We start from the raw sequence: 14,559 nt of genomic DNA, 5'->3' as shown, positions 1-14,559 counted from the left end.
AAATAAAGACTGTACCTTTAAAATGAAAGATACAGTCTTTATTAATAACTTTTTTTATAAAGAAAACTCTCTATCAATCACTACCTTAAAAAACTCCGAGTATTGTAATAAAGAATAATCCGCTACATCACAATTACCTTGAAACATACATGTTGAAATACCTAATTCTTTTGCGGGTATTAAATCTAACTCTCTATCTCCAATAGCTAAATCAATATTATGTTTTTTATGTAAATGATTATAAGCTAAAGAGTTGGGCTTTCGGGGAAAGCCATCGTCAATTGTAACCATATCTACAAAGTACTTTTCCCAGCCGTAATATTTTAAAATGTCCATAACCCCAGCCCTATGTTTATGGGTCATAATCACATTTTTATCTGCAAATTTCAAAACCTCTTCGACACCTGCAAAAGGTTTCATATCTTTTGGCGTGAATTTCCCCTTCAAAACTTTAATCTTTTCTTCCTGCTCACATGAAATATTATAATACTGAATTGCATGAGAGTATGATATTTTTAAGTTTTTGTATATTTCTTGTTTTTCTACTGAATCACCTAATATTTCAGAAAGCATCATTGTATATGCAGGATACGTATCAAATAACGTCCCATCAAAATCCCATAAAATATTCATTCTATTCACCTTCTATTTTCAAATCATTCAATGACTAAATCCGCCTTATCCCTCGGCAATTCCGTTTCTAAGTAATAATCCTCTGCTTTCCAATACCTATTTTCAAATTTTGAAAGGTTTTTCTGTGTCTCCTCACTCTCACGTAGAAACCTTGTCTCTCTTGGACAGTCCAAATAGACCATATAATGAAAGAAATCTCTCCATTCTTTTCGCTGCAGAAAAACTCCTTCAATAACAATTACCCCTACAATAGGAATCTGTACTTTTTCCATTTCACATATATCTGTTTCTTCATGAAAGAAAGGTAATTTCAATTTTGTTTCATGTTGTAGCTTTTGAAAAAATTTCCGCCTTAGCCATTCAATGTCCCATTGTAAATAATAATACTCATACCATTCTTCATATCCAGTATGATATCGTTTATTACGCTCCACTATATGATCATCAATATGGAAAATACGAAACGGAATGCCTTCTTGTTTCATATTTTCTTTTAAATTGGCTACGAATGTTGTTTTTCCAGATCGACTTAAACCATCTATACCTAAAATGAATCTATTTTCCCTATGCTTCTTCATAATCGTTATAAGTTCGTTTGTACTCATTACTTCTTCCACTCTTCTTTTAATAAAGAATATAAAATGGTATCATGAGCAACTCCATTTTGAATCATATGTTTTCGAAGTAATCCTTCTTCTTGAAATCCTGCTTTTATTAATAATTTTTGAGAAGCTTTATTTTCTACATATACAACCGCTGCGATTCTTATTAGTTGCAGTATTTCAAATCCGTAAGCTAAAATTGCTTGTAATGCTTCCAATGCATATCCTTGTCCCCAATATGCATCATCTAATTCATAACCAATTTCAGCTCGTTTATGATGATTATTAATTAAATGAAATCCGCACGTTCCGATTAATTGGCCCGTCCCTTTTTTCTCGATTCCCCAGCGAAATACACTGCCCTCTTCATAACGATTTTTGAACGTTTGAATCATTGTTTTCGCTTGCTCAATATTTTGGAAAGAATCCATTCCGAAATAACGTATAACTGATTCTTTCGAAAAATATTGGAATATCGTTTCTGCATCTAATAGTGTAAGTTCTCTTAAGAATAAACGTTCTGTTTCTAGTTTCGGAAATCCCATTTCTCTTTCTCCCTCTATTCTAATGAACTGCAAATTTCAATATAATTTCCATCTGGATCAGCAATGTAGGCAATTGTTTGTCCCCACGGTTTTATAATTGGCTCCACTAAAATTTTAATACCTTGCTCTCTAAATTGCTCAATCGTTTCTTGTACATTCTCAACAACGAATCCTAACTCGAAATGAGAAGACTGTAATTCACCTTCTGTAAGCGGTAGTCCTGTTAATTCTTTCACATCTTGCCGCGTATTCATCGCTAAAATGGTAGTTCCAGTATTAAATTCAATATATGTGCCGTGCTCTGCTTTTATAGGTAACTGTAAAATATCTTTATAGAACTTTAAACATTCCTCAAACTTTTCTACATATAAAATGATGTACTTCATTTTCAAATTCATTTTACATCCCCCTTTGTATCTATCCCTAAAATTTCGACAAAAGTCTCATAAAACCTTGTTCCTTGTAGTAATGAGCAAAAAAAATGAGGCCGATTTCTCGGCCCCCCAGCTTATTGGCATAAAACAGGAGATTTGGTTTGGACATAACCAGTTCGTACTTTTATTATATTTTATTTTTTCTGAATTTTAAATACATTAAACACCTATTTATATTGAGAAAGTTTTTTGCTTGCATAAAATTAAAGATTTTAAGAAATGATACAAATGGAGGTGTATACATATGGAACCAATGCTATGTCCAAGTTGTAAAACGAACCGTACCCGCTTTAATATTCTTGAGCAACAAGTAAAACCAGTCAAGTTAAATCCACAAACTGGTCAAGTAGAAGAAGAATACACAAATGAAACGATGAATGCTTTTCATATGGCTTATCAAGGACCTACATACCGTGTCCAATGTGCTGTATGCGGACTTGTTGAAAACCCTGAACAATTTATTAAACCTGCGCAAAATCAGTCTTTCTAATAAAAACATGATTATCCCTTGTAGAAATAGATTTTTCTATAAGGGATTTTTTCGTTTAATACGTTAATTAAAAATGTATTTCTTCCTTATTATATGTTAAACTTCGCACTCTTTTGGAAATGTTTACATAAGCGAGGTAAAACAAATAATAAAAAAATAACGCTTCCATCAATATTTCTACTATTAACTTGTCATATAGTCATCTTTTACTTTTGGATCTTCGATTGGGAGAAAATCTCGACTTCTTACGGTTTAGCTATATGGATACTTTCTACTATTTGTGGTCTTTTACTTTATTTCCTTTATAAAAAACAAAAATCTAATAAAGTGATATTCAAGTTCGTTATTATTAATTACTTCTTCATTTATGATTTTTTTAGGTATTGTTACTGGTACATCTTTGTAACTGTTAGTTCTATGCCTTAAATATGCAATATTTTATTATATAAAAAATACCCAACAAAACAAGGATATATAGAAATTAAAGAAGATGATTTCCATTCAATATACAACCATCTTCTTTAATAAACCCAATCTTTGTTACAATATTTCATTTTTTAACTTTTTAATCTTCCTAAATAAATTAATAAACGCATATAAATATATACAAACTAAAAACCCAACCATACCTTTATATAATCCTGATTCTGATACTCCAAGAAAACATAAGTAAAACACTGGAATTAACATTACAAACATAATTGCAACGAACTGTATCAATTCAACAAATTTTTGTATCTTCGTTTCTTTGTCTGAATAAATATCAGGTAACTCATTTTCCTCGTCTACTTCTTTACAAAAATAATTCCACTTCGCAAAACTCGTTACATGTTTCCATCCACACATTTCATATATTTCAATATATTCTTTTTGTTTTTCTTTTGAATCTTTATAATCCAGTCTAAAATCCGCTTTATATACTACATCTTTTGGTTCAGTTTTCTTAAACGTATACATTACATTATACTTTTGTAAAGCCCATCCCTTTTGATGCATTTTTCTTAAAAAAGCTTCTTCTTTTTCCAAGCTCCATATCGCAAAAGGTTTGAATACCTTCTTTGTCTCCATTTCCCATTCACTCCCCTAATATACTATTTCCATTCCTTACAGATCTCTGCAATCTGTTATATTCTAGCTCTAACACTTCTCTCCCAAACGGCGTTAACTCATAGCACTTCTTTCTATCTGTAGAGGCAACTTCAACAATTAATTTTTCTTTAAGTAATTTCGTTGTATTCCCGTATAAAGTACCAGGACCGAGCTTTACTTCCCCATTTGTCATCTCTTCTACCATTTGCATAATTCCATATCCGTGCATTGGTTTCACTAGTGATAACAGTATGTAATATGTCGCCTCAGTTAACGGAATATATTTTTGCGCCTTCGCATTCATTATAACTACCTCCGATACATCGCCTTATGATATATCGACTTACGATACATCGTATATCGATATTGTATAATTATATTCCAAAATATGCAAGAGTAATTTAATAATTAAATATCCATTTCTTTGAATTAAAAAATCATACCAATTTTCTGAATAATTTGTTAAAATATAGAAATATTAGCTCTTTTATAATGAAAGGAATGGTACATATGATAAATAAATTGAAAGAAAACATCGGATCTGTGTTTGTTGGTAAAGAAAATGTTATTGATCTACTGCTCGTTTCACTTCTTGCTGATGGACATGTACTACTCGAAGACGTGCCTGGTACTGGGAAAACGTTACTGGCGAAAACCATTTCAAAAAGTATTGGTGTTAGTTTTTCTCGCGTTCAATTTACCCCTGATGTACTTCCAAGTGATGTAACAGGTATTGAATACTTCAACCCAAAAACAAGCGAATTCGAATTAAGAATTGGACCAGTTATGACAAACATTTTGCTAGCAGATGAAATTAACCGTGCAATGCCGAGAACGCAGTCGAGTTTGTTAGAAGCGATGGAAGAACGACAAGTGACGCTGGAGAAGCAGTCAACTCCTCTTCCGAAACCGTTCTTTGTTATTGCGACGCAAAACCCAATTGAATCACAAGGGACTTTCCCTCTTCCAGATGCACAGCTTGATCGCTTTTTAATGACGATTTCAATCGGTCATCCAACTCCTAAAGATGAGTTACAAATGATGCGACGTTTTCGGAACGATTTACCATTAGAAAGTGTCACATCTGTCATCTCATTAGAAGATATTTTAGAAGCTCAAAAACGAGTAAAAGAAATATTTGTTTCGGAACCGTTAGAACATTACATTATTAAACTTGCTCATGCTACAAGAAATCATGATTATATCGCTAACGGTGTAAGCCCACGTGCCACATTAGCTTTAGTACGTGCTGTTCAAGCTTTAGCCTTTTTACGCGGGAGAGAATATTGCACACCAGAAGATATACAATTGTTAGTTCCTTCTGTTTGGAATCACCGTATCGTCTTATCAATGGAAGGTGCCCTGCGTACGACAAAGAATGATATTATGCAAAGTATTTTAAAAGAAGTTGACGTACCTGTGGAGATTGAACAAGCATGAATGGACAGCGTGTTGTAACTGTGCCTTTATTTTTTCAACTCCATATTATTCAACTAACCGTTCCAATCGCATTACTTTTCACATTCTTTTTCCCGCAACGAATGCTTATGTTTCTCTTTTTCTTCTATTATTTATTTGCGATTTTTATTTATAAATATGTCGCTTTCATAGAGAATAAGTTTCAAATCATAAATGAGAAACAAACTACACGGATTTTTCCTGAGGAATCTGGACAGTTTTTTATTCATTTAAAAAATGGAGCCAGCATACCGATCGTTAATGGTGTTTGTTACTTTCATTTAAATTCGTCCCTTATACCGCATAAAGAGCAAGGCATTGAACAAATATCAAAAACGTTATTCTCTTTCCCATTTTCACAACCTGCACATTCGGCACAAAAATGGGGTTTAACATTAACCGCCACGAAGCGTGGTGTGTTTCAAATTGAACAATTTGAATGTGTATTAAAAGATCCATTTCATCTATTAACTGTACATTTACCTGTTTTTGATAAATTAAGGACTGAGATTATTGTGTATCCTTCTCCTAAAGAAGTAGCAGGTTTGCAAGAACTTCAGCAACTTTTGAATGGATCTTATCGAACGAATTTTTCTTTTTACAATGATGAAACATCTATTATCGGTGTAAAGCGATATGAGCGTGAGTCTTTCCGCTCTATTCATTGGAAGGCATCTGCTAAAATGCAACAATTACAAGCGAAGCAATATGAACCTGTAAAAAATTATAGTTGGACGATTTGTCTTTCTTTAGCTGCCGATCGTGGATTTGGTTGGAAAGATAATGTAGAAGAACTTATTTCATATGCAACATACATTTTCCAGTATGCAACGAAGCACCACATTCCGTTTGAATTGTTTATTAGTGTATTAGCAGAAGACGGTGCATTACATGTACCGTTAAATGAAGGACAAACACAATATGCAAAAGCTTTAGAAGAATTAGCCCGTATTTCAGATGATAGTACGTTACTTCCGAAACAAGGATTCCTTCATTATGTAAAGAGAAAAAGAGAACGATCGTCTACAATGATATACATTGGTTTACAAAGAAATGAACTCCCTCTTCTCTCGCAGCCAACGTTTCTCATTACTAGTGAAGGGATGGTGGAACCAGTTGAAAACTTGGCTATATCACATTCATGATTTCATTCTGCTCCTTCTGCTTTCATTATTAACAGAAAGAGATGAACTAATTAGTATTGCAATATTTTTAACAACAGGCTATATTGGAGTATTTCTTATTCATAAATTTATGCAGAAAAAAACAACAGGATTTGTAATACTTTTAGTTCTTCAAATCGTTCTTTTCTCTTTATTTTTACCTTTTTCTCTATTTGGCACAATCATATTACCACTATTTTTCTTTATCGTACATGTGGTCGGACCTGGATATCCAGTTCAAAAATCTTTAGGTGGTATTGTATGGTTTGTCGTTTCAGCTATATTTTATGCACCCTTTCCACCGTTGTGGAAACTATTAATGTTAGCCTTGCATCTTATGATTACATTTTGGTTAACCGGGGCCAATCGCAAACAACAACTATTACGTTTTTCTTCTATCATTACGATTGGCTTAATGAGTATATTAATTGTTCAAGTATTTCCTTTCATTCGACTTATTTTTGGTTTTATAACGGAAGTAGTCGCATTAGGCGTCGGCTATGCTTTAATGCCATTAATTAAAGCAGCGGAATTAAAAGATACTAAAGATGTTTGGGCAAATAAAGGACACCTCTTAAAACCCAAAATTGAAGACGGAAAAAAAATTCCTGATTTTGATCCAATACTCATAAATAGCACTACAATAATAGTCTGTACAGCTATCGCTATTTACGTCGTTTGGAAAATAGTAAAAAAACGAAAACATTTAAGTTTACCAAATATGCACGTCTTCGAATCTACTATCATTACTGATAAAGAAGGAATGATCCAAAATCGTTTTAAACGAAATAAACCGCCACATAACGAAATTCGGAAGGAAATTTTTAAGCTAGAGAGTAAGTTAACCCCTCCTTTAAATAGAAAACGGGGAGAAACTGTTGAGGCTTGGCTAGAAAGAATAAACGATGAAGAAGATGTAAATATTCAAAGTGATATTATTATAGATGCTTATAATACGGTGCGTTATTCAAATGGTGCAAACACTGTACTTCTACATGAATTTAAGGAAGAGATTCATAAGCTTTATGCATATCAAAAAAGTTTGAAGAAACGAAAGAAATAACGTAACAAAAAGACTCCTATATTCATAGGAGTCTTTTTGTACTTCTACGTTGCTTTTTAAATGGAAGCATTCTTCCCTGCTTCAATTTCTAATGACTCTTCATGCCACCAAAGTGTTTCTTCAGGGTCTTCTTTAGCGATTTGGTGTGCTTCTTTTTTCGTTTCTACTGTAGGATATGAACCTTTTAGCGCACGCCCTGAAGTTGTAACGAATAGTACACTAAATACAACTAATCCAATAATACTTACACCTGCTAAATAAAATGCCGGTGCGAGCGGGTTACCAGTTGCATGAACTAAGTATGAACATACAAGCGGTGTTGTTCCACCGAATATCGATACAGAAATATTAAATGAGATCGAAAGTGCTCGATAACGTACATCAGTGAAAAAGAGTGATGGTAATAATGAAGGTAATGTTCCTTCATATACACTTAAGAAGAAACCTAGTACGAAAATACCTGCAAATATAGCTGCAATATGTCCGTTACCTATTAGTAAAAATGCTGGAATTGCAAATACAGTTAAACCAAGTAAACCAATTTGCACAACGCGTTTATTACCAATTTTATCACTTAATTTACCGAAATATAGTGCTAGTGGAATCATAAGTGCCATCGTAATAGAAATAATTAATAAGCCTGTTGTTTCTTCGACTTTAAGTACTTGAGTTAGATAAGAAGGAATATACGAAAGAATCATATAATTTGTAATATTAAAGAAGGCGACAATTACTGTGCTTAATAAGAAGTCTTTTTTGTGATATTTAATAATATCCATGAATGAAAATTGTTCATTGTCTTCAGATTCCTCTTGTGCTTTTTCCATCTCTTCAAAGATTGGAGATTCATCTAGATGACGGCGTAAGTATAAACCGACCAAACCAATTGGTGCAGCTATTAAGAACGGAATACGCCATCCCCAGCTGAGCATTTGCTCATCTGTTAACAATAACGTCAAAATGGTAACAATTACCGATGCAGCAATGTAACCTGAGAGTGTTCCAATTTCAAGACCACTACCGAGTATACCACGCTTTTTATCTGGAGAAGATTCTGCGATATAAACCATTGCTCCTGAATATTCGCCGCCTGTAGAGAAGCCTTGAATCATTCGGGCAACTAAAAGTAGTATTGGTGCCCATACACCAATTTGTTCATAGGTTGGTAGTAATGCGATGAATAATGTAGAAAGTGCCATTAAAATAATAGTAGTACTTAACACGATTTTTCGGCCGTACTTATCTCCTATTCTACCAAAGAATACACCTCCGATTGGTCGAACGAGAAAGGCTGCTGCAAATGTACCGAATGTAAGTACAAGTTGCAATCCACTATTATCAACACCAGAGAAGAATAATTGACTTAAAATTACCGCTAAATACGCGTATAATCCGAAGTCAAACCACTCCATTGCGTTCCCTATACCAGTAGCAATTACTGCTTTCCTGGCTTGTTTAGGATTAACAATATTAACGTCTTGAGGTTCAAAATTTAAATCATTATTTTGTTGCATATAATAAAACAGCTCCTTATTTAATTTAACTTCTTTAAGCACACCTTCTCTTATTGAATAAAATTAATTCGAAGCACTTAAGGAAAAGCAACGTCTCCTTATCTGTTATTATTATTTCACATAATTAATTATTTGTCCAATTAAATGCTCTTTTTATATAAAATTAAACCCTGTTTAACTTGTTATAGAATGACGTTCAGCTTATATAACACATACCTTTACACTACAAATGAAATTTTAATTTATTTATATCTATACGTTTCTATAATTGCTTCCTTTAACCTAGAAATTAGTAACTTTTACTAAAGATTTGCATATATTTAAAAAGTGAACTCATTAGCTCGAATTTTGTCTTATTACATTCAAATATAGTATTATTATAGATTTAAAGGAGGGTGTTTTATGTTGGAAATAATACTTTTACTTGCTACTGTTTCTTTTCTCTTCATTATTTCTGGATTTTTCATTACCTTAAAACAATATAAAGAAATAAAAAATATAAAGACTATATTAACTACCAAAAAAGAAAATGAGAAAACTACATCCGAAAACTCAATCCCTATGCAATTAGACCTGAGCGTTCTCAATAATTTACTCGCTTCTGGAATAAATAAAGGTACTAATTCAGGTAATGAGAATTCTAAATCTGAGAAAACTAAATAGTCGTTACGTATATAATAAAATATATATCTCCTATTTTATCTAATCTTATTAATAACTACCTCTGATTAAAAAGGAGACTACTTATGTGTAAAAATCCGATTTCTATTATTATTCGTATACAGCATACCATAAAAGTTTTACCTGAAATTTTGAAAGCCTGTGAACAACTACAGCCTTTAGAAATTATCCTTACTATTAACGGATGTATCGATGATTCCATTGATATTGCACAATCTTACAATTGTAAAATTATCACACTAGAAGAACCGACAGAATTAACTAATTGTTATGTAATTGGTGCCAAAAAAGCAAAGGGTAAGTACCTCTTATTTTTAGATGCAAATTACATTATCCAACCTTCCTTACTTACACAATTTCTTCAACCATTACTAGACGAATCAGCTGACATAGTATTAAACAATTTAGATGACTTTTTTTATCAAAAGCAAAAGCCAACTATAGAAATGATTTGGCAGCAAGTTACGAATCATTTTTTTCATCGTCCAGATTTACATGTTAACTCACTATTATTTCCTCCCTATGCAATAACAAAAGAGATTCTTGATGCAATTACTCCAGAAAGTTTATTAAATCCGATATTAGCACAAATGAAAATTATTAAAAATAAATTTCGCATTAGCAATCATTTCAAAATTTCTATACCGCAAATTCCCTCCTTCCCCTCAAAACAACTCATTCGTTATCACCTAGAAGCAATTGAAAATTGGGTAAATATATTACAAGATTCGAGAGGAAACTATACTGATAATAATCGAAGGCGGGATATTATTTTAGAACTTCAAAACGGTGAACAAAGAGCTATATCCAAAATAATTACAGGTAAAGAGTTTTATTCAAATACTTATGGAAATAAACAATTATCCATCATTATCCCTGTTCAAAATGAAGAAAAAACGATAGAATCTATCATTTTTGAGGTGCAGAAATTAAAACCTTTAGAAATCATCATTATTGTTAATGGATCAACAGATAAAACAGAGGAATTGGCGAAGAATTGCGGTGCAACAGTTATTACTTACAAAGAAGCACTCGGCATTGATACCGGACGTGCCGTTGGTGCATATTTTGCAAAAGGTGATATATTATTATTTATTGATGGTGATTTCTTAATTCCTAGTTCTGATTTATTACCATTTGTACAATCTGTTCAAAATGGAACCGATTTAGCTTTAAATAAATTAGAGCACTACTACATGTATCGTGTTCCTTATACTATCGTAACTGCATGTAAGCATGTTGTTAATTTAGCATGTAATCGAAAAGATTTAGGTATGGGCTCCACAACTGCTGTCCCTCATGCTTTTAGTCGAAAATGCATTGATACAATTGGGTTTGATTCTCTTCTTTCACCAACCTTAAGTCAAGTTAAAACAATTTTAGCAGGATTGCATGTACAAAATGTTCATTCTATCGACGTTGACAAGATAAATCGAGTTCGACCAGAAAAACACTTCTCGCAGGAAGGCTACCTTTCATTAGCAACGCAACAAATCATTGGTGATCATATAGAAGCAATTTCTTACCTCATCGAACAAAAAAGAAACACTGAATGCTTTTAATTGTATATTCTTACCACCAAATAATATATGAATTTATTTTAAATATATAGCAAAATAAAAAAGATGGTTGTAACCATCTTTTTTATTTTTACATTAGATCAAAAGAAAAGTAGCAGGCAGGCTTTTCATTTCTGTATCTTTCTTAAGAAGTTTGAAAATAGAGGCTTGTTAATGAGGAGTCAACACTTAAATCGTCTTTTAGTGCAATTGAGAAACATGCAACTAATGGTAAAGTAATAACAATTGATCCACTAGGACTAATTATAATAGTAGGACTTGTCCCACATGTGCCTCCACAATCGACTACTGCATCAATTCCACTACCAGGGGTAATTGTAATTTTAAGACACACATCTAAACAAACATTATTCGTAGTACATGCCATAACTCTCCCTCCTTTCTTTTAACAATATATGCAGTTAATTAAATTTGGACACGACTCTCTTACTAAGTCTTATAAATTAGATGTTATTTTATTATTAACTGCATAGAAACTTAACGTTTTATTAAACTATCTAAATCAACTAAAAAACTCAAATCATCCTTTACTGAAATAGAAACACATGCAATAAACGGTATTACATTAAAATTAGATAAACATTCATCATTGCACCTTACGAATATTTCTGCCCCACCATTTGGATTGACTTTAGTTTCTAAAGAAATATGAAAACAACTTTTATTGATGCAAGACAAGATATTCCCTTCTTTCTTATATCTAATATCAATTTATCCAAAAATAAAAATACCGTTACAACTTTATTTACTCTTTACCTTCCATACTTAAAATAAAAAAGATAAAAGCTTCTTCATATATATAAAGAAGCCTTTACCTTTTAGTTACTTGTTCATTTACTATCAGTCAGTGAAACATGCTCTTCACTTGTACCTGAGCTAAAAATAATAAAAATTTTTGATTTTAGTTTCATTGCAATACTAAATATCGTCAAGTTGCATAAATGAAATGTTTAAGTTACTCATTCAATAGACAAATTTACCTTTTAAAATAAATCTTTAAAATCCTTATTCTTCAATAAATATGAAAGTCCTTCTAAATGATCCCCAGTAATTCTCAGTACAGCTGGTGGATGTCCTATCGTCGCAAAATGCTCTTGTGGCCGAATACGATTTGGTTTCATTACATCTACAAAATGGACACATTCGACTTTATACCCTTCTAATATTGCCTTTACTTGTGCAATACACGCTGTGTGAAGAGTGTCCCAGCCAATTCCCTCTAAACATTTTCTACTAATAGCATGGGGAACAGCAATTGTAGATCCTACCCCTAAATCTTTACGGTTACAGGCAATATTCAACATATATTTATATAAATTTACAATGTATAGAGGAAATCTAAGATTTAAATTTAAATCATTTAAAACCATATCAACACCATCCGCAACAGCTTGCGTTAACGGATGAAGATCTTTTGCTGGAATAGCAAAATCAGCATCAATAAAGAGAAGTATATCTCCTGTCGCTTCTTGTGCACCAATTGCCCGTCCTACATCATGCCCTAATCTTTCTTCATAAACAATTACTGTTGCCCCTGATTGCTTAGCAATTGCTTCTGTTTGATCTGTTGACCCATTAATGACAACAATTATTTCTTTTGGTTCAATTTTTCTTGCCTCAAGAATAACTTCTTTAATCGTTGATTCTTCATTTTGTGCTGGTATAATAATTGATAACTGTTTTCCATTATAAATAGAGGAATTCATTCCCCATCCTTTATGGAAACGTGAATAATTCTTTTGTTTTTTTAACTGCTCTATAATTTCTCTTTTTCTTCCTCCATCTGTATAATTACCTCTATCATCTTTTCGTTGTAACCAACTCTCCAAAGCTTTTATATTTTCTTTAATCTCATATACTTCTAATTTAGTTAATCCATTTTTATAGAAAGAGGTTTTGTTTGCAGGCATATTATTCAAGGAGGTGTTAGTGATGGCTGACGAGGATTGTAGTCGCCACCCTTTCTCAATAAGAGTTACTTGGGACAGAATAGGGTTCTGCAAGATATCATATCCAATGTCTTCAATTGCTTTTTTAGTAATAGCATATGGCATAGATAACATCGAATCATATTTTAAATCCATACGCCCCAATACATCGTTTACTATTTTTCTATACACCATAGCAATGCTTGGCCATTCTACTCTCATCTTTTCAAAACAAACCGAGTCTATATTATTTAAAATTACATCCTGTTCCTTTTTTAGTAGCGGTTCTATAAATCGTTCTAATTCTACCGAAAAAATAACATCTTCTCCATTTAAAAATAAGACTACATCACCATTGGCGACTTTTGCCCCATGAACTGGTGCTTTCCATTTACTTTTCTCCTCAATCACAACAACGTTACTTTCAACAAATGTTGGTATAGATTGTATTGCACTCATTCTATCATCAGCTACAATAATAATTTCTAGTGGTTTTATATGCTGCACTTTATTTAAAATTTGATTCAATTTTGATTTTTCTTCTCCTAAAACTATAACAACGGATAGGTCCACTTCTTTTTGTTCTTCTTTTACAGTCTGATTAGGTTTTACCTTTTTTATATATTCAATTGTTTCACTCTTACTTACAGCTGCATGCCCTGCTTTTTTATCAAAATATAAGTCTATTACAATTTGATTTATTTCCGTATCTTTATCCAGTTGTTCTAATTCAGAAATGAACGGTAGTAAATGATTTTGCACATCAAATTCACATGCGAAATTTTGCAAAAAATAAATATTCGGTACATATTTAATGTGATTAAAAAATTTCACAACATTAATTCTTTCGCCAAATTTCTCCTCAACTTCTTCTCTTGATAAATTTGGATAAGACAAATCGAAAACTAGATTTATTGGTACAGGTATCCATTTTAATAAATTTGTTTGAGGATTATTAATGAAAGCTGTGGAGCCCTTAACGAATCCAGCTAAAATTAAAGACATAAATCCTCCCCCGGAACTGCCATAAAACAACACATTTTTCGAATCAACTTTTAACTTTGCAAATACTATTTCTAAAATATTTGCTATATCTTGTAAATAAAATCTATTTAACTCTCCCTGTCCCCAGCCTAAAGATAATTTTCCAAGATATAACGTAGGGTCATTATAATATATAACAGTATCTTCAAATTCATCCATCCAAGAATGTCGATGAAAAATAGGTGGACCAATTGGCTGTTCTTGAAACCCACCTGCTCCGGATCCAAAAACAATAGTGTTAGAAGCATCGGGCTTAATACGAATTAAAAATTCATACGTTACTTTATCCCAATCAACCTTGAGTATAAATGGTTCTGTAATTTGAAAATCCATTT

The 14,559-nt window shown here is 32.3% G+C and carries 16 protein-coding genes and 1 pseudogene; 7 read left to right on the top strand and 10 right to left on the bottom strand.

Translation table 11 applies throughout. From position 1 onward, the window contains the following. Positions 1-54: 54 nt before the first annotated feature. The 4 genes from ACTFP3_RS12065 to ACTFP3_RS12050 are packed head-to-tail and all read right to left on the bottom strand — an operon-like array spanning position 55 to position 2,178. Complete coding sequence (locus ACTFP3_RS12065) at positions 55-633, bottom strand: HAD-IA family hydrolase (protein WP_075677220.1); 579 nt, start codon at positions 631-633, stop codon at positions 55-57. Positions 634-656: 23 nt separating this feature from the next. Beyond that, complete coding sequence (locus ACTFP3_RS12060) at positions 657-1,238, bottom strand: kinase (RefSeq protein ID WP_149215657.1); 582 nt, start codon at positions 1,236-1,238, stop codon at positions 657-659. Next, the gene (locus ACTFP3_RS12055) at positions 1,238-1,780 is read right to left on the bottom strand and encodes a GNAT family N-acetyltransferase (RefSeq protein WP_242284585.1); all 543 of its coding nucleotides are present in this window, start codon (positions 1,778-1,780) and stop codon (positions 1,238-1,240) included. Before ACTFP3_RS12055 ends, ACTFP3_RS12060 begins: the two co-directional genes overlap by 1 nt. 14 nt (positions 1,781-1,794) lie before the next feature. Continuing rightward, the gene (locus ACTFP3_RS12050; protein WP_242284587.1) at positions 1,795-2,178 is read right to left on the bottom strand and encodes a VOC family protein; all 384 of its coding nucleotides are present in this window, start codon (positions 2,176-2,178) and stop codon (positions 1,795-1,797) included. Positions 2,179-2,458: 280 nt separating this feature from the next. Between ACTFP3_RS12050 and ACTFP3_RS12045 the strand changes: the two genes are divergently transcribed. Next, positions 2,459-2,704, top strand: coding sequence for a hypothetical protein (locus ACTFP3_RS12045; protein WP_000433609.1), 246 nt, complete (start codon positions 2,459-2,461; stop codon positions 2,702-2,704). A gap of 93 nt (positions 2,705-2,797) precedes the next feature. Beyond that, a pseudogene (locus ACTFP3_RS12040) lies at positions 2,798-3,130 on the top strand (hypothetical protein). Between the two features lie 114 nt (positions 3,131-3,244). On the opposite strand, the gene ACTFP3_RS12035 reads toward ACTFP3_RS12040, so the two are convergent. Together ACTFP3_RS12035 and ACTFP3_RS12030 are read right to left on the bottom strand one after the other, a co-directional pair. Beyond that, positions 3,245-3,772, bottom strand: coding sequence for a DUF2812 domain-containing protein (locus ACTFP3_RS12035; RefSeq protein ID WP_033692666.1), 528 nt, complete (start codon positions 3,770-3,772; stop codon positions 3,245-3,247). Between the two features lie 7 nt (positions 3,773-3,779). Continuing rightward, complete coding sequence (locus ACTFP3_RS12030) at positions 3,780-4,097, bottom strand: PadR family transcriptional regulator (RefSeq protein ID WP_000991891.1); 318 nt, start codon at positions 4,095-4,097, stop codon at positions 3,780-3,782. Between the two features lie 206 nt (positions 4,098-4,303). On the opposite strand from ACTFP3_RS12030, the gene ACTFP3_RS12025 reads away from it, so the two are divergent. Genes ACTFP3_RS12025 through ACTFP3_RS12015 form a run of 3 tightly spaced genes read left to right on the top strand, consistent with a single transcriptional unit; the run spans position 4,304 to position 7,477 of the window. Continuing rightward, the gene (locus ACTFP3_RS12025; RefSeq protein WP_326036652.1) at positions 4,304-5,233 is read left to right on the top strand and encodes a MoxR family ATPase; all 930 of its coding nucleotides are present in this window, start codon (positions 4,304-4,306) and stop codon (positions 5,231-5,233) included. After that, positions 5,230-6,396 (top strand): DUF58 domain-containing protein, encoded by a 1,167-nt coding sequence (locus ACTFP3_RS12020; RefSeq protein WP_098771479.1) that lies wholly within the window; start codon positions 5,230-5,232, stop codon positions 6,394-6,396. Before ACTFP3_RS12025 ends, ACTFP3_RS12020 begins: the two co-directional genes overlap by 4 nt. Continuing rightward, positions 6,368-7,477 (top strand): DUF4018 domain-containing protein, encoded by a 1,110-nt coding sequence (locus tag ACTFP3_RS12015; RefSeq protein WP_326036653.1) that lies wholly within the window; start codon positions 6,368-6,370, stop codon positions 7,475-7,477. The genes ACTFP3_RS12020 and ACTFP3_RS12015 overlap by 29 nt, the downstream gene beginning before the upstream one ends. Positions 7,478-7,533: 56 nt before the next feature. Here ACTFP3_RS12015 and ACTFP3_RS12010 read toward each other — a convergent pair whose 3' ends face one another. Beyond that, positions 7,534-8,991: an MFS transporter gene (locus ACTFP3_RS12010; RefSeq protein ID WP_001186926.1), complete on the bottom strand. Its 1,458-nt coding sequence runs from the start codon at positions 8,989-8,991 to the stop codon at positions 7,534-7,536. A 402-nt stretch (positions 8,992-9,393) separates the two neighbouring features. Between ACTFP3_RS12010 and ACTFP3_RS12005 the strand changes: the two genes are divergently transcribed. Beyond that, positions 9,394-9,654: a hypothetical protein gene (locus ACTFP3_RS12005; protein WP_000889742.1), complete on the top strand. Its 261-nt coding sequence runs from the start codon at positions 9,394-9,396 to the stop codon at positions 9,652-9,654. 83 nt (positions 9,655-9,737) lie between these two features. Next, positions 9,738-11,234, top strand: a complete 1,497-nt coding sequence (locus tag ACTFP3_RS12000; RefSeq protein ID WP_326036654.1) for a glycosyltransferase — start codon at positions 9,738-9,740, stop codon at positions 11,232-11,234. A 142-nt stretch (positions 11,235-11,376) separates the two neighbouring features. On the opposite strand, the gene ACTFP3_RS11995 is transcribed toward ACTFP3_RS12000, so the two are convergent. From ACTFP3_RS11995 to ACTFP3_RS11985, 3 genes are all read right to left on the bottom strand, one after another. After that, on the bottom strand, positions 11,377-11,619 hold the full coding sequence (locus ACTFP3_RS11995) for a hypothetical protein (RefSeq protein WP_086388274.1): 243 nt from the start codon (positions 11,617-11,619) through the stop codon (positions 11,377-11,379). A 110-nt stretch (positions 11,620-11,729) separates the two neighbouring features. Beyond that, the gene (locus ACTFP3_RS11990; protein WP_001277646.1) at positions 11,730-11,930 is read right to left on the bottom strand and encodes a hypothetical protein; all 201 of its coding nucleotides are present in this window, start codon (positions 11,928-11,930) and stop codon (positions 11,730-11,732) included. 305 nt (positions 11,931-12,235) lie between these two features. Continuing rightward, a complete protein-coding gene (locus ACTFP3_RS11985) occupies positions 12,236-14,557 on the bottom strand; it encodes a glycosyltransferase (protein ID WP_142343385.1) in 2,322 nt (773 codons plus the stop codon). Positions 14,558-14,559: the final 2 nt, after the last annotated feature.

Origin of the sequence: Bacillus cereus group sp. MYBK5-2 (assembly GCF_051915685.1) — a bacterium.
Taxonomy (GTDB): Bacteria; Bacillota; Bacilli; order Bacillales; family Bacillaceae_G; genus Bacillus_A; species Bacillus_A cereus.
The sequence above is the reverse complement of the archived record's forward strand: the minus strand, read 5'-3'. Positions and strand labels throughout refer to the sequence as shown.

Excerpts from the sequence above, each read along its gene's own strand:
- ACTFP3_RS12065 (WP_075677220.1), bottom strand. The coding sequence starts at position 633 with ATGAATATTTTATGGGATTTTGATGGGACGTTATTTGATACGTATCCT.
- ACTFP3_RS12060 (WP_149215657.1), bottom strand. The coding sequence starts at position 1,238 with ATGAGTACAAACGAACTTATAACGATTATGAAGAAGCATAGGGAAAAT.
- ACTFP3_RS12055 (WP_242284585.1), bottom strand. The coding sequence starts at position 1,780 with ATGGGATTTCCGAAACTAGAAACAGAACGTTTATTCTTAAGAGAACTT.
- ACTFP3_RS12050 (WP_242284587.1), bottom strand. The coding sequence starts at position 2,178 with ATGAATTTGAAAATGAAGTACATCATTTTATATGTAGAAAAGTTTGAG.
- ACTFP3_RS12045 (WP_000433609.1), top strand. The coding sequence starts at position 2,459 with ATGGAACCAATGCTATGTCCAAGTTGTAAAACGAACCGTACCCGCTTT.
- ACTFP3_RS12035 (WP_033692666.1), bottom strand. The coding sequence starts at position 3,772 with ATGGAGACAAAGAAGGTATTCAAACCTTTTGCGATATGGAGCTTGGAA.
- ACTFP3_RS12030 (WP_000991891.1), bottom strand. The coding sequence starts at position 4,097 with ATGAATGCGAAGGCGCAAAAATATATTCCGTTAACTGAGGCGACATAT.
- ACTFP3_RS12025 (WP_326036652.1), top strand. The coding sequence starts at position 4,304 with ATGATAAATAAATTGAAAGAAAACATCGGATCTGTGTTTGTTGGTAAA.
- ACTFP3_RS12020 (WP_098771479.1), top strand. The coding sequence starts at position 5,230 with ATGAATGGACAGCGTGTTGTAACTGTGCCTTTATTTTTTCAACTCCAT.
- ACTFP3_RS12010 (WP_001186926.1), bottom strand. The coding sequence starts at position 8,991 with ATGCAACAAAATAATGATTTAAATTTTGAACCTCAAGACGTTAATATT.
- ACTFP3_RS12005 (WP_000889742.1), top strand. The coding sequence starts at position 9,394 with ATGTTGGAAATAATACTTTTACTTGCTACTGTTTCTTTTCTCTTCATT.
- ACTFP3_RS12000 (WP_326036654.1), top strand. The coding sequence starts at position 9,738 with ATGTGTAAAAATCCGATTTCTATTATTATTCGTATACAGCATACCATA.
- ACTFP3_RS11995 (WP_086388274.1), bottom strand. The coding sequence starts at position 11,619 with ATGGCATGTACTACGAATAATGTTTGTTTAGATGTGTGTCTTAAAATT.
- ACTFP3_RS11985 (WP_142343385.1), bottom strand. The coding sequence starts at position 14,557 with ATGGATTTTCAAATTACAGAACCATTTATACTCAAGGTTGATTGGGAT.